Here is a 12,526-nt window from a genome sequence, read left to right as displayed (position 1 = left end):
TCGCCCCTCAGACCATCCCGAACGCGCCCAGCGCCGACTGGACGAGGCCGGAGGCGACGAGACCCAGTCCGGCGACGACGAGGGCCATGCCGGCGGCGACGATGGGAGCCTGGTAGGCGACGACGGCGATGCCGACGAGGAGGCAGACGACACCGGCGATACCTTTCGCACCGAGTTTGTCGAACATACCGTCGCTCGCCCCGACACTCACCTAAGCGTACCGCTCTGGCGAAGAAACTGAACGGCGGTTTTAAACGACGCGGGAACGAACACGGCCCCATGAGCGACGACGAGAACGCGGGGCGACGCGACCTCCGAATGCCCGACGACGACGAGGTGTTCGCCGTCGTGACGAACATGCTCGGTGCGAACCGAATCAAGGTTCGCTGTGCGGACGGCGTCGAGCGGACCGCGCGGATTCCGGGCCGGATGCAGAAGCGAATCTGGATTCGCGAGGACGACGTGGTCCTCGTCGAACCGTGGGACTGGCAGGACGAGAAGGCCGACGTGACGTGGCGCTACGAGAAGTCCGAGGCCGACCAGCTCCGCGAAGAAGGTCACATCGCCTGAATCGACTGTTCTCGCCGACGGTGCGCTCGCTCGTCACTCACTCCTCCAGTCGGTAGACCACGACCCGGTTCTCCCCCGGCACCTGCGGCACCGACACCACGCGTTCGCCGTGCGCCGTCACCGTCTCGTGGAACGACTCGTCCAGACGCGGTTGGATGGACCGGGTGACGACGACGTCTATCTCGTCGTCTTCTATCATGCGCCGGTACTCGGCGTACTGGCGCTCGCTGACCCCGTCGTTCAGTTGGAAGTTGTGTACCTCCACGTTCTCGGCGTCGCCGAGGTAGTACGCGAACGGGATTCGAATCGTGCCGCTGTAGGTGAGCACCGTCACCGTCTCGTCGGGGTCGTCGGCGGCCATCTCGGCGACGTAGTCGGCCGCGTCGTCGTAGCCCGAGTCGGTGCCGATGGGCTGCGTCGCCGACCGGAGGGCGGCGGACGGCGGCGCGAGGAGGGCGACGACGAGCAGGACGGCCACCGCGGCGGCGGCCTGCGACCGGGAGACGCGGACGCCGTTGACTCTGAGCCGTCGGCGGGCGACGACCAGTCCGTCCCGGGCGGCGACGACGCCGGCGGCGAAGACGAGCGGGTACAGCGGGAGGACGTAGCGCGGGAATTTGACCGTCAGCAGGCTGAGCGCGACGAACGGAACGACGATGGCCGCCCCGAGGAGCGCCCATCGAGCGTCTCGCTCGGCGGTCGCTCGGAAAGCGGCGGCGGCGACGGCGAGGAGGAACGCGCCGAGGAGGAGCGTCCCGCCCTCCGTGCCGAGCCAGTAGAGGTACGACCAGACGGGCGGGTACTGGTGGACGGAGCCGGCGACGACGACGGCGTGTCCGTCGCCGGTGTGGACGAGGTTCTTCACGAGGGCGGCGCCGAACACGTAGGCGAAGTTACCGACGACGGGGAGGTCCAGAATCGCCGACGCGAAGGGGACGCCGGCGGTGTACTCCGCGGGGGCCGGCGGGTGTCGAAAGAGGACGAGGGGGAGGTAGACGAGGCCGAGGGCGACGATGGACCCGCCGACGAACGGCGACGCGCGTCGGTGAAGCGACCGGACGCCGTACCGGCGGGCGAGGACGACGCCGAGAAAGCAGACGTGCGGGAGCACGTAGAGGAAGCCGTACGCCTTCGTCGTCGCCGCGGCCACGGCGAACACGCCGACGAACGGGAGCCACGCGCGGTCGCGCGTCCGGTGCCACCGGAGCGTCACGACGGTGAGGACGACGACGAAGCAGGCGAGGGGGACGTCGAGCATCGCGACCACCGACTGCGTGGCGAACGGGTAGGAGGTGCCGAGGAGGAACGCCGCGACGAGTCCGACGACCGGACCGCGGAGCGTCGTCGCCAGTCGGTAGGTGAGGTACACCGCGGCGAGTCCGAAGCCGACGACGAAGGCGCGGGCGCCGACGGTCGTCCGGCCGAACAGCACCTGTCCGAGGCCGACGAAGTACTTCGCCGTCGGCGCGAACGCGTGCGTGGGGTTGGTGTACGGGTTCCCCCGGAAGACGGCGAGTCCGGACTGCGCGTACAGCGTCTCGTCCACGTGGAAACTGCCGGAGAGGTTCGTCGCGTACCAGACCGCGAGTCCGGCCACGAGGAGGGCGATGCCGAGGCCGGACCCGAGGAGCGACCGGACGGACGCCGAGGAGTCGCCCGGACGGGACCGAGAGGAGTTCATCGCTTCGTACCGTTCGGTGTCGCCGCCTTGGTTATACCGCGGATACGGCCCGTGTAACGGAGAACTTAATCGCGGCCGACGCGGCCGAATCACCGGGGCTCGACCTGTGACGCTTTTCCGTCGGCCGCTCGTAGGTTCCGAGAGATGACCGAGAGCGAAGAGTTCGGCCTCGTCGCGCCGGAGGAGGCGGACACGCCCGGTGACGAGTGGGAGTCGATAGACGTCACGGACACCGAGGCGGACCGCATCGCCAGAAAGCGCGACCGAAAGTTCGACGAGTTCAGAAAGCGGTTGAAGGACGCCGACCAGTTCAAAGTCGAGCAGTCGGTGTTCGACGACGCGACGTTCGCCGCCATCTACAAACTCGTTCAGGACGGCCACATCGACGCGTTCGGTGGCCCCATCTCGACGGGGAAGGAGGCGAACGTGTACGAAGCGCTCGGTCAGGACGACACCGACGTCGCGGTCAAGATATACCGCATCAACGCGTCGAACTTCCGGCACATGCGCGACTACCTCGAGGGGGACCCGCGCTTCGAGGGCATCGGTAACGACAAGAAGCGGGTCGTCCTCGCGTGGACGCAGAAGGAGTTCGCCAACCTCGAACGCGCCCGCCGGGCGGGCGTCCGCGTGCCCGAACCCATCGCCGTCGAGCGGAACGTCCTCGTGATGGAACTGGTGGGGTTGGTCGAGGACCGGGCGCGTCGTCTCGCGGAGGTGAACGTCGAGAACCCCGAGACGGCGTACGAAGTCGTCCGGGAGTACATGCGACGACTCCACTCGGCCGGTCTGGTCCACGGCGACCTCTCCGAGTACAACATGATAATCCACGACGGCGAACTCGTGATAATCGACCTCGGACAGGCCGTCACCGTCCACCACCCGAACGCGGGCGAGTTCCTCCGACGGGACTGCCGCAACGTCGCGAAGTTCTTCTCGCGGCAGGGAACCGATACCTCGGCCGACGACCTGTACGAGTTCGTCACCGACGTGGACGCCGACCCGACGGGGGACCCGGACGTGGACGAACGGGACGCCGGGACGGACGCGGAACCGACGGACGAGTGACACACCCAGACCGCCACGAGACGCGTCCACACTCCCCGAACCGCCGGACAAACTCTTAAACCGTTCCGCCGGATAGCGAGTGGTATATGCAACACGTGAAGGTCCCGCAGGACCGTATCGGCGTCCTCATCGGCGAGGGCGGCGAGACGATGCGCGAGATAGAGCGTCGGGCCGAAGTTCGCCTGGACATCGACTCCGAGACGGGCGCCGTCGCCATCGACGAGGTGGGCGACCCGGTGACCGGGATGCTCGCCCCCGACATCGTCCGCGCCGTCGGCCGCGGTTTCACGCCCGAAGCCGCGCTCTCGCTTCTCGACGACGACATGCGGACGTTCGAACTCGTCGACCTGCAAGAGCACACGCGGAACAAGAACGACCTCCAGCGACAGAAGGGCCGACTCATCGGCGAGAACGGCCGGACGCGGGAACTGATGGAGGAACTGTCGGGCGCCGAAGTCGTCATCCGCGGGACGACGCTCGGCATCATCGGCCAACCGGAGGAAGTCGAGGCCGTCCGTCGCGCCGTCGGGATGATTCTCGACGGCGCCCCCCACGGTGCGGTCTACTCGTTCCTCGAACGCAAGCACAACGAACTGACGCGAGACTTCGACGTCCAGCCCTCCGACTGAACGGATTCTTCTCTCTCTGACCGCTCCGAACGACCGGGAGCGACTGGTTCGGCGGACGGACCGAGTCGGCGTCGGGACGACCGGTTACGTATATATAGGGGCGGTTTCATGCCAACGTCTAACACGCGTAGAGCCGCCCCGTGTGCCGGTTTGGCCAACCGCATGGGAAACTTTTTTATAGAATCGCAAACAACCATCGGAGCGAATATGTCTCAGCGAATGCAGCAGGGTCAGCCCATGATTATTCTGGGTGAAGATTCCCAGCGCACGCAGGGGAAGGACGCGCAGTCGATGAACATCACGGCCGGGAAGGCCGTGGCCGAAGCCGTCCGGACCACGCTGGGTCCGAAGGGCATGGACAAGATGCTGGTCGACAACTCCGGCGAGGTCGTCGTCACCAACGACGGCGTAACGATCCTCAAGGAGATGGACATCGACCACCCCGCGGCCAACATGATCGTCGAAGTCTCCGAGACACAGGAGGACGAGGTCGGAGACGGAACGACGACGGCCGTCGTCATCGCCGGTGAACTCCTCGACCAGGCCGAGGAACTCATCGAGCAGGACGTCCACGCCACCACCATCGCACAGGGCTTCCGTCAGGCCGCCGAGAAGGCCAAAGAGGTCCTCGAAGACGACGCCATCGACGTCTCCCCCGACGACCGCGAGACGCTCGTGAAGATCGCCTCGACGGCGATGACGGGCAAGGGCGCCGAGTCCGCGAAGGACCTCCTCGCGGAACTCGTCGTCGACGCCGTGCTGGCCGTCGCGGACGACGAGGGCATCGACACGGACAACGTCTCCGTCGAGAAGGTCGTCGGCGGTTCCATCGACAACTCCGAACTCGTCGAGGGCGTCATCGTGGACAAAGAGCGCGTCCACGAGAACATGCCCTACATGGTCGAGGACGCCAACGTCGCCCTGTTCGACGGCGCCCTCGAAGTTCGCGAGACCGAAATCGACGCCGAAGTCAACGTCACCGACCCCGACCAGCTTCAGCAGTTCCTCGACCAGGAGGAGAAGCAGCTGAAGGAGATGGTCGACCAGCTCGCCGACGTCGGCGCCGACGTCGTGTTCGTCGGTGACGGCATCGACGACATGGCCCAGCACTACCTCGCCAAGGAAGGCATCCTCGCGGTCCGCCGCGCGAAGTCGTCGGACCTCAAGCGCCTCGCCCGCGCGACGGGCGGCAGCGTCGTCGGCTCGCTCGACGACATCGAGGAGTCCGACCTCGGCTTTGCCGGCTCCGTCGCCGAGAAGGACATCGGCGGCGACCAGCGCATCTTCGTCGAGGACGTCGAGGACGCCAAGTCCGTCACGCTCATCCTCCGCGGCGGTACCGACCACGTCGTCGACGAGGTCGAACGCGCCATCGAGGACTCCCTCGGCGTCGTCCGCACGACGCTCGAAGACGGGAAGGTCCTCCCCGGCGGCGGCGCGCCCGAGACCGAACTCTCCCTGCAGCTCCGCGAGTTCGCCGACTCCGTCGGCGGCCGCGAGCAGCTCGCCGTCGAGGCGTTCGCCGAGGCACTCGACGTCATCCCGCGCACCCTCGCCGAGAACGCCGGTCTCGACCCCATCGACTCGCTGGTCGACCTCCGCGCCCGCCACGACGGCGGCGAGTTCGGTGCCGGCCTCGACGCCTACACGGGCGAGGTCATCGACATGGAAGAGGAGGGCGTCGTCGAACCCCTCCGCGTGAAGACGCAGGCTATCGAGAGCGCGACGGAAGCGGCCGTCATGATTCTCCGCATCGACGACGTCATCGCCGCTGGCGACCTCTCCGGTGGCCAGACGGGCGACGACGACGAAGGCGACGACATGCCCCCGGGCGGCGGCGGCATGGGCGGCATGGGCGGCATGGGCGGTATGGGCGGCGCGATGTAAGCGAGGCGGGAAAACGCGACCGACGGGAGCGGAAACCCGCCTCGACAGGCGAGCGGGGAACGAACGTGACCCGCGAGCCCCTTCGGACGCCGGACCCGTACGCCCCCACGACCCCCGTCTGAATCGTCGCGCAACCGTCGGCTTCACGCCGAACCCGACATTCTTTCGACGCCGCGCCCGACAGCGACGCGTCTCGCGGTACGCACCGACTACCGGACGCCCGCGCCGACGGCGGACCTGACTCCCCGACTGCCGAATCGGATGTTCGTCCGCATCGACGGCGGGAGGATGACTGTTCCACCCGAAACGCGGGGTTAGTCCCACCGAAACGAACGCCGCGCCGGGTATCGGCGTGACTACTTATCACCAGACGCGGCGTACCGCCGTGCCATGAACCCGCACGCCGGCGAGTCGGCGACGGACGCGAGGAAGTCCGGCGCGGTACCGACGGCCCGCCGCCTCGAACCGCCCGCCGCGGACGAATCGTTCGTCGCCGTCGTCGGAACCGCGACGGACGGTGCCGCCCTGACCGCCGTCGCGCACCGCCTCCTCGACGCCGACGGCGTCCTCCGGAACGCTCTCGGGAGCGACGGGCGACAGGAGGACGAACGGGAACGGTACGCCGCCCTCGCGCGCCGCCGCCGACTCGTCGTCGTCACGGACCGGCCGTCCACCGTCGACGACGCGGACCGAATCTACGTCGTCGCCGACGGGGGCGTCGTCGAGGCGGGGACGCACGCGGCGTTGGTCCGGCGGCGCGGGACGTACGCCCGCCTCTACGGCGCGCAGTTCGGTCAGGACTGGCTCCGCGAGACGGCCGACGTGGCCGACGAGTGAGCCGGAGGCTCACCGGCGACAACGTACAACAGGCGGGGGCGCGTAGACGGCGACATGGGCGACCCCGCCTGCTACCGAGAGTTCTGTCCGGACTGCGACACGCCGGTGAGCATCGTGGACGAGGAGTGCCCGGACTGCGGACGGACGCTCGAACTGCTCTGAAACCGCGACTGTACGGTCGTCAGACGCCGTGTAGCACCCGTCCGTAGCCGATCGACTCGCTCTCTTTGCGGGAATTCAACGACAGTGACGGCGAGGAGCGGTCACGGCCATCGGGGCCGCTCAGGAGCACTCGGTCGGCCGGAGCGGTATCGACTAAAATATAACAAGACAGATGTACAGAAAGTACGCCATGGTAGTAGGTTCCGGACAGAGTCGATTGCTGTTCCTCGGTGGCATCGGCGGACTCGCGGTGACGGACCTCCTCTTTCGGGGTGTGGCTGAGTTGGTCGGTATCGGCGACAGTCTCGTCGTTCCGCTGGGAATGTTGATCGTCAGCCGCCACGTGCTAGACCTCGCAACGATCGGGTGGGGAATCGGGTGGCTGTTCCTGTTCTCGCTCGTGTTCTACTTCGCGCCACATCTGTTTCCGACGCGAATCAGCGACTGGGCCGCCGGCCTCCCCGTACGAACCGCGCTCTCGGTGTCCGCCATCCTCGTCGGTATCGTGACGGAGAAGGCGATCGTCTCGCTTATCCCCTCGGTCGGAACGACCCCGTTTCCCCTCTCCGTGCAGTCGGCCGTCGTCGTCGTCGGGATGACGGTCCCGTTGTTCGGCGTGGCGACCGTTCTCCCGAACGTCGGGTCCTCGACGAGGGTCCTCTCTTACGACGACGAGTCGATGGTAGTGCTCCCGAAGAGGATGCGGACGGAACTGTCGTTCTTCGAGTTCACGTTCCGCGGCGCGTTCGTCGCTGTCGCTCTCGGCGTGTTGCTGGCGGAGGTGTCGCTGCTGTATCCGATACCGGAACTGCTCGTCGTCGGGTTCGCGGCCTACGACAGCGTCGGCGGGTCTATCGGTACGCCGAGCTATCTGCCGGCAGGGCGGGACCTCGCCGAGAAGATATCGACCGGAACGGTCGCCGCGTGGGGCGGAATCCGAGAGTTGCTCGTCCTCCTGTACGTCACCTTCGTCATCTTCGTCGCCGTCGTGTTCGGCCTGTACGTCTTCTCGCAATGGAGCCTCCCGCAGTCCGTCATCGACTCCCCCGAGAACGTCGGACTCGGGCTGATTCTCGTCGTCCCCTCCATCGTCTACGCGGTACAGTACGGCGTGCGAATACTCGAACGAATCCCCGGACAGATGCGCACGTCGATGCACGGGGTCGAGACGCCCGACGAGATACGGACGCGTGCACCCGGATTCCTGCTCCCCCCGGTCTGTCTGGTTCTGCTGGCGTCGCTCACGGAACAGACCGCGGCCATCCCGCTCGGCGAAACCGCGTTCTGGGCCGTCGCTGTCGTCGCCGCCGCGTCGACGCTGTTGTTCGCGTTCGGAACGTTCCCCGTCGCTGTCGAACTCTCCGACTTCCACGCTCTCCCGTGGGCCGTCGGCGTGTCGACGCTCGCGACCGGCGTCGGGTTCGCCGCAGTGAACGGTCCCCTCACCGGTGGTCCGAACGAAGTGGAGACGGTCGGCGTCGCCGCCGTCGTCGCGTTCGTGCTCATGTCGCCGTACGTCGTCGTCACGGGATTCAGCGCGTGGCGAGACGACCCGCAGTACGGTACCGACGGCGGTATGAGACGACTCGCCATCAGTTGGGGCGCGTTCACCGTCTGTTTCCTCGTCAGCGTGGGCGTCTTCATCGCCGTCGGGTCGCCCGAGTCGCTACCCGAACCGGTCGGGGGCGTGCTCGGAATCGCCTTACTCGTCTCCGCGTTCGCGGTGGCCGTCAACACGGCGTTGGTGCTCTACGACCTGGCGAAAGCCGCGGCGCGGTTACTCTTGGTCGTCGGGACGGCCATCGTGTTCACACCCGTCTGGTTGCTCTCGCAGGTCGGCGAGTGGATCGCCAAACGGAGCGTCCTCGACGAACTCCGAAAGTGAGAACGCGGTCGGCGAACGGTTCGAGAAGGGCGCAATGCCGCCGCTAGGGCTGGGACGATAGGCGAGACTGGGCCGTCGAGATGGCGTCCCCGAAGGCTCGACCGAGGCGGAAGAAGGAGGTACCGGCGACGTCGAACGACTGGTTGGGTGCGTGGACGCGCAGTCCGACCTTGTACGGCGGGAAGTCGAAGTTCGACTCACGGACGCGGTACTCGGTGTCGAGGAACGTTATCGAGAGGCCATTTCCGACCGAAAGTTCCGTCACCTCGTACGATAACCCCGTTTCCTCGGCGGCCCACTTCGCCTGTTGGAGCGCCTTCGACTCCGCGCGGCCCCACGTGAGATACGACTTTCCGAATCCTCGCACCTGGCGTCCGTCCTCCAAAGAGAGCGTCGCACTCGCGATAACGGGACGACCGACCGAGCCACTCGTCAGATGAGTTATCGCTTGATGATCGATATTTACCATATCGAACTGTTACGAGCAGAGATAGTAAAGAAGTTGTGAAATACCAAAAATTGCACTAGTTGGTCGTCGACCGTTCCATGCAACGACTCTCGAAGCGGAGCGCGGTTCTGCTGCTCGCGTCGATGGAATGGTGGGCGTCGGCAGGAGAAGTGACGGACCCCCGCGAGCGAAGCGAGCGGGGGGTCGTCGCGCGAGTGAGGCCGAAGTTCCCGTGAGCGGAGCGAACGGGAGCACGGAAGAACGAAGTTCTCCCGAAGGCCGAACGAGCGGGACGGGATTCGAACCACGGTCGCTCACTCCGTTCGCTCTCTGATTCGAGTCCCGCCGGTAGTCGTTTTCACGCCTCGCTTCGCTCGGCGGCGGAAACAGATAAGAACGCGACGGGACCCCCGCGAACGAAGCGAGCGCGACGGGATTCGAACCACGGTCACTCACTCCGTTCGCTCTCTGATTCGAATCCCGCCGGTAATCGTTTTCACGCCTCGCTTCGCTCGGCGAAAAACGAGCGCGACGGGATTCGAACCCGCGACCATCGGATTAGAAGTCCGACGCTCTGTCCAACTGAGCTACGCGCCCTCGATTGCACTCACTTCCCGGCAGTTCAAAAGCGATGTGGGTTCGGCCCGTCAGCCGTCGAATCGGTACAGCGACGTGACGAACGGCAGACGGTTGAACATCCAGTAGGCGACGGGCAGGCCGACGACGGTGACGGCCAGTATCGCGGCGGCGTTCGCCCACAGGAAACTGAGCCACCAGCCGACGAACACGAAGTAGACGGCGCGGACGAGCAGAGAACGCTGACCGCGGCCGGAGTCGGGCGCCGACAGCGAGCGCGGTTCCTTCAGCGAGAGTACCGTCGGGACGAGGTTGATGAGTTTGATACCGAGTGGGAGGAGAACGATAGTGGCGTTCAGCGCCCACGCGGCGTTGACGACGATGGGCGTCGCCCACCAGCCGACGAACACGAACCACAGCGCACGGACCAGGAGGGAACGGTCGCTCATACGCGGAACGAGTCGCTCGGAGAGTAAAGCGTCGTCGGACGGAGCGGCGAGTAGAGAAGAGAGTTCCGGCAGTCAGGAGCACCATTTCTCCTCGTCGAAAAGAACTGGAACGAGACGGCGAGATTCGCTACGTGCAGGTGGAGAACCGACCGCTACGAGTCCTACCAGACGGAGACGACGGTTTCGCCGTCTTGCAAGAGGCGGGGCGCGAGTCGGTCCCAGTGGTTGGGATGTCGGTGCGGCAACGAACGCGCCGGGTCGGGTCGAAGCCACCGGGGGCCCGGCGGTCGGTCAGGCCCTGCTCGAACGCTCCGAGAGGATGCGCTCACATCCGTCCGAGCCCCGGTTCCCCTCCGTTTGAAACCAGCCAAACGAACGAAACCCGGACGAGCAGGTCCGATGACGTGCCCGTCTTCTGGATGCATTCCTCAGACGGTAAGAGCCAGAACTGGTTTTATCTCCTTCGTCGTCGAAATGCCGCCGAATGTACGACCGAATCTTGCTCTCGACCGACGGAACGATTGCCTCTGCGGAGGCCGAATCGCACGCGATCGAATTAGCTGCAGCTCACGACGCCGTACTGCACGTGCTCTACGTCGTCGACGAGGACGTGGTGACGTCGTATAGTGGTGATGAGTACGTCGACGAAGCCGAAGGTCCGGAGCACGGCTTGGAAGAACTGGGTGAAGACACGATAGAGGATATCCGTACCAGAGCAGCCGAGCACGGCGTCGAAGTCGTCGAGGCTCTACGGCACGGCCAGCCCGCCGAACAGATCGTGACGTACGCTGACGAGAGCGACGTCGACCTGTTGGTGCTCGGGACGAAGCGCCGACCCGCAGAGTACCGGGCCCTTCTCGGGAGCGTCACCGATCGGGTCCTCCGGTTGACCACGCGGGCAGCGACGGTGATAAAGACCGACGTCAGCGAGTAGCCTCGCAACCATCGCTCTCGATTCACCGCCTGTGGTCCAGATTGTTACGAGGAGTGGTGCGCTTTCGGCGCGCCGGACGAAGTAAAGAGGTGGAACGGCACTCCTAAGTCCGGCAGACGAGAAGCGAGCGACGATGAAGGTCATCGGAACCGTCGGGCTCCCCGGAAGCGGGAAGGGCGAAGCCGCGGACGTCGCGCGGGACGCGGGGGTCCCGGTCGTGACCATGGGCGACGTGATTCGCGCCGAGTGTCGGTCGCGCGGCCTCGACCCCGCGGAGCACCACGGCGAGATAGCCAAAGCGCTCCGCGATGAGGAGGGACTGGACGCCATCGCCGCGCGGTCGCTCCCCCTCATCGAGACGGAGTTGGAGACGAGCGACGTGGTGCTGGTGGACGGCCTCCGCTCGGAGTACGAACTCGACCGCTTCGAGGAGGCCTACGGCGACGAGTTCGTCCTCGTCAGCATCGAAGCCCCGTTCGACCTGCGCGCGGAACGCCTGTCGGACCGCGGCCGCGACGACAGCGACGTGGACCGCGAGGCGTTGCGCGAACGGGAGGAGCGCGAACTCGGCTTCGGCATGGGCGAGGTGATGGACCGCGCGGACGTCGTCGTCGAGAACACGGAGTCGCTCGAACGGTTCCGCGAGCGAATCCGGACGCTCCTGCGGGAGGGTCCCGACGCCGTCGAGTCCGACGACCCGGAAACCGAACGCGAAGCGGAGGGCAACGCATGATATACAGCGCCGAAGCGCGCATCGTCGTCCCGGTGCGCGACACGGAGGTGACGGACAGGGTCGAAGACGCCGTGCGCAACATCTTCCCGAACGTGGAGTTCGAGCGCGAGGCGGGCCGAATCGTCGGCGAGACGCACTCGCTCGAACAGTTCTCCGAGAAACTCCACGAGCAGGCCATCCTCGACACCGCCCGCCGGGAGTTCACCAAGCGCGCCGACGAGGACGGCTTCTCGTTCGCGCTGAAGAAGCAGGCGGCGTTCAAGGGCGTCGTCAACTTCGCCGTCGGCAACCCCGACGAACTCGGCGACATCGAAGTGCACGTCACCGTCGACAGCCCGGGCGTCGAGGCGTTCGTCGACCACGTCGCGCCGCCGACGGAGGACGGGAAACCGGTTCAGCCCGACGAACGGGAGTAGCGCGGCGGAGTCTCAGTCCGCCTCGTCGCGGTCCGCGTAGAGGCGGACGAGTCCGCACTCCGGGCAGACGTACACCGACGGCGCGAGCGTCTCTTTCATCCCGATGCCGCCGAGTAGCCCCCGCTTCGGTTCGTTCGTCACGAGGTGGAGTTTGAAGCCGTCCGTCGTCTGTACGTCCATCCGCTCCATGTCGACACCGCAATCGGGGCACCGTCGCTGGTCCGTCATAGGCCCCGATACGGTCGGGGCGG

14 protein-coding genes and 1 tRNA gene are annotated in these 12,526 nt (G+C 66.3%); 9 read left to right on the top strand and 6 right to left on the bottom strand.

The features are described from left to right. Positions 1-7: 7 nt before the first annotated feature. Positions 8-187, bottom strand: a complete 180-nt coding sequence (locus BM310_RS21625) for a DUF7470 family protein (protein ID WP_089806920.1) — start codon at positions 185-187, stop codon at positions 8-10. 92 nt (positions 188-279) lie between these two features. Here BM310_RS21625 and eif1A point away from each other — a divergent pair, with 92 nt between their 5' ends. Next, the gene (gene eif1A / locus BM310_RS01305) at positions 280-570 is read left to right on the top strand and encodes a translation initiation factor eIF-1A (protein ID WP_089803941.1); all 291 of its coding nucleotides are present in this window, start codon (positions 280-282) and stop codon (positions 568-570) included. 37 nt (positions 571-607) lie between these two features. Here eif1A and BM310_RS01300 read toward each other — a convergent pair whose 3' ends face one another. After that, positions 608-2,251 carry an ArnT family glycosyltransferase gene (locus BM310_RS01300; protein ID WP_089803940.1) on the bottom strand — a complete coding sequence of 548 codons (1,644 nt, stop codon included), beginning with the start codon at positions 2,249-2,251 and terminating at the stop codon, positions 608-610. A 144-nt stretch (positions 2,252-2,395) separates the two neighbouring features. Between BM310_RS01300 and rio1 the strand changes: the two genes are divergently transcribed. The 5 genes from rio1 (at position 2,396) to BM310_RS01275 (ending at position 8,719) form a co-directional block, all read left to right on the top strand. Beyond that, positions 2,396-3,319, top strand: coding sequence for a serine/threonine-protein kinase Rio1 (gene rio1, locus BM310_RS01295; RefSeq protein ID WP_089803939.1), 924 nt, complete (start codon positions 2,396-2,398; stop codon positions 3,317-3,319). A gap of 86 nt (positions 3,320-3,405) precedes the next feature. Continuing rightward, on the top strand, positions 3,406-3,948 hold the full coding sequence (locus tag BM310_RS01290) for a KH domain-containing protein (protein ID WP_089803938.1): 543 nt from the start codon (positions 3,406-3,408) through the stop codon (positions 3,946-3,948). A 237-nt stretch (positions 3,949-4,185) separates the two neighbouring features. Then, on the top strand, positions 4,186-5,835 hold the full coding sequence (gene thsA / locus BM310_RS01285; protein WP_089803937.1) for a thermosome subunit alpha: 1,650 nt from the start codon (positions 4,186-4,188) through the stop codon (positions 5,833-5,835). Between the two features lie 390 nt (positions 5,836-6,225). After that, the gene (locus BM310_RS01280; protein WP_089803936.1) at positions 6,226-6,672 is read left to right on the top strand and encodes an ABC transporter ATP-binding protein/permease; all 447 of its coding nucleotides are present in this window, start codon (positions 6,226-6,228) and stop codon (positions 6,670-6,672) included. A gap of 352 nt (positions 6,673-7,024) precedes the next feature. Continuing rightward, the gene (locus BM310_RS01275) at positions 7,025-8,719 is read left to right on the top strand and encodes a hypothetical protein (RefSeq protein WP_089803935.1); all 1,695 of its coding nucleotides are present in this window, start codon (positions 7,025-7,027) and stop codon (positions 8,717-8,719) included. A 43-nt stretch (positions 8,720-8,762) separates the two neighbouring features. Here the strand turns inward: BM310_RS01275 and BM310_RS01270 are convergent, their stop codons facing one another. The 3 genes from BM310_RS01270 to BM310_RS01260 all read right to left on the bottom strand — a co-directional run bounded on the left by BM310_RS01270 (position 8,763) and on the right by BM310_RS01260 (position 10,192). Next, a complete protein-coding gene (locus BM310_RS01270; protein WP_143105087.1) occupies positions 8,763-9,086 on the bottom strand; it encodes a hypothetical protein in 324 nt (107 codons plus the stop codon). Positions 9,087-9,690: 604 nt separating this feature from the next. Further along, positions 9,691-9,764 (bottom strand) — tRNA-Arg (locus BM310_RS01265). 50 nt (positions 9,765-9,814) lie between these two features. Beyond that, positions 9,815-10,192 (bottom strand): YccF domain-containing protein, encoded by a 378-nt coding sequence (locus tag BM310_RS01260; protein WP_089803933.1) that lies wholly within the window; start codon positions 10,190-10,192, stop codon positions 9,815-9,817. A gap of 484 nt (positions 10,193-10,676) precedes the next feature. Here BM310_RS01260 and BM310_RS01255 point away from each other — a divergent pair, with 484 nt between their 5' ends. The 3 genes from BM310_RS01255 to BM310_RS01245 all read left to right on the top strand — a co-directional run bounded on the left by BM310_RS01255 (position 10,677) and on the right by BM310_RS01245 (position 12,275). After that, entirely contained in the window at positions 10,677-11,126 is a 450-nt protein-coding gene (locus BM310_RS01255) for a universal stress protein (RefSeq protein WP_089803932.1), read from the top strand. A 133-nt stretch (positions 11,127-11,259) separates the two neighbouring features. After that, positions 11,260-11,859: an AAA family ATPase gene (locus BM310_RS01250; protein WP_089803931.1), complete on the top strand. Its 600-nt coding sequence runs from the start codon at positions 11,260-11,262 to the stop codon at positions 11,857-11,859. Beyond that, a complete protein-coding gene (locus BM310_RS01245; RefSeq protein ID WP_089803930.1) occupies positions 11,856-12,275 on the top strand; it encodes an RNA-binding domain-containing protein in 420 nt (139 codons plus the stop codon). The genes BM310_RS01250 and BM310_RS01245 overlap by 4 nt, the downstream gene beginning before the upstream one ends. A gap of 12 nt (positions 12,276-12,287) precedes the next feature. Here the strand turns inward: BM310_RS01245 and BM310_RS01240 are convergent, their stop codons facing one another. Next, positions 12,288-12,503, bottom strand: coding sequence for a hypothetical protein (locus BM310_RS01240; protein WP_089803929.1), 216 nt, complete (start codon positions 12,501-12,503; stop codon positions 12,288-12,290). Between the last annotated feature and the right edge of the window lie 23 nt (positions 12,504-12,526).

The sequence above is a fragment of the Halogeometricum rufum genome, assembly GCF_900112175.1.
Taxonomy (GTDB): domain Archaea; phylum Halobacteriota; class Halobacteria; order Halobacteriales; family Haloferacaceae; genus Halogeometricum; species Halogeometricum rufum.
This window is presented reverse-complemented; position numbering and strand designations above follow the sequence as displayed.

What these genes read in the sequence shown, in the direction of transcription:
- BM310_RS21625 (WP_089806920.1), bottom strand. Translation starts at nt 187, where the DNA reads ATGTTCGACAAACTCGGTGCGAAAGGTATCGCCGGTGTCGTCTGCCTC.
- thsA (WP_089803937.1), top strand. Translation starts at nt 4,186, where the DNA reads ATGATTATTCTGGGTGAAGATTCCCAGCGCACGCAGGGGAAGGACGCG.
- BM310_RS01280 (WP_089803936.1), top strand. Translation starts at nt 6,226, where the DNA reads ATGAACCCGCACGCCGGCGAGTCGGCGACGGACGCGAGGAAGTCCGGC.
- BM310_RS01260 (WP_089803933.1), bottom strand. Translation starts at nt 10,192, where the DNA reads ATGAGCGACCGTTCCCTCCTGGTCCGTGCGCTGTGGTTCGTGTTCGTC.
- BM310_RS01275 (WP_089803935.1), top strand. Translation starts at nt 7,025, where the DNA reads ATGGTAGTAGGTTCCGGACAGAGTCGATTGCTGTTCCTCGGTGGCATC.
- rio1 (WP_089803939.1), top strand. Translation starts at nt 2,396, where the DNA reads ATGACCGAGAGCGAAGAGTTCGGCCTCGTCGCGCCGGAGGAGGCGGAC.
- BM310_RS01290 (WP_089803938.1), top strand. Translation starts at nt 3,406, where the DNA reads ATGCAACACGTGAAGGTCCCGCAGGACCGTATCGGCGTCCTCATCGGC.
- BM310_RS01250 (WP_089803931.1), top strand. Translation starts at nt 11,260, where the DNA reads ATGAAGGTCATCGGAACCGTCGGGCTCCCCGGAAGCGGGAAGGGCGAA.
- eif1A (WP_089803941.1), top strand. Translation starts at nt 280, where the DNA reads ATGAGCGACGACGAGAACGCGGGGCGACGCGACCTCCGAATGCCCGAC.
- BM310_RS01240 (WP_089803929.1), bottom strand. Translation starts at nt 12,503, where the DNA reads ATGACGGACCAGCGACGGTGCCCCGATTGCGGTGTCGACATGGAGCGG.
- BM310_RS01255 (WP_089803932.1), top strand. Translation starts at nt 10,677, where the DNA reads ATGTACGACCGAATCTTGCTCTCGACCGACGGAACGATTGCCTCTGCG.
- BM310_RS01245 (WP_089803930.1), top strand. Translation starts at nt 11,856, where the DNA reads ATGATATACAGCGCCGAAGCGCGCATCGTCGTCCCGGTGCGCGACACG.
- BM310_RS01300 (WP_089803940.1), bottom strand. Translation starts at nt 2,251, where the DNA reads ATGAACTCCTCTCGGTCCCGTCCGGGCGACTCCTCGGCGTCCGTCCGG.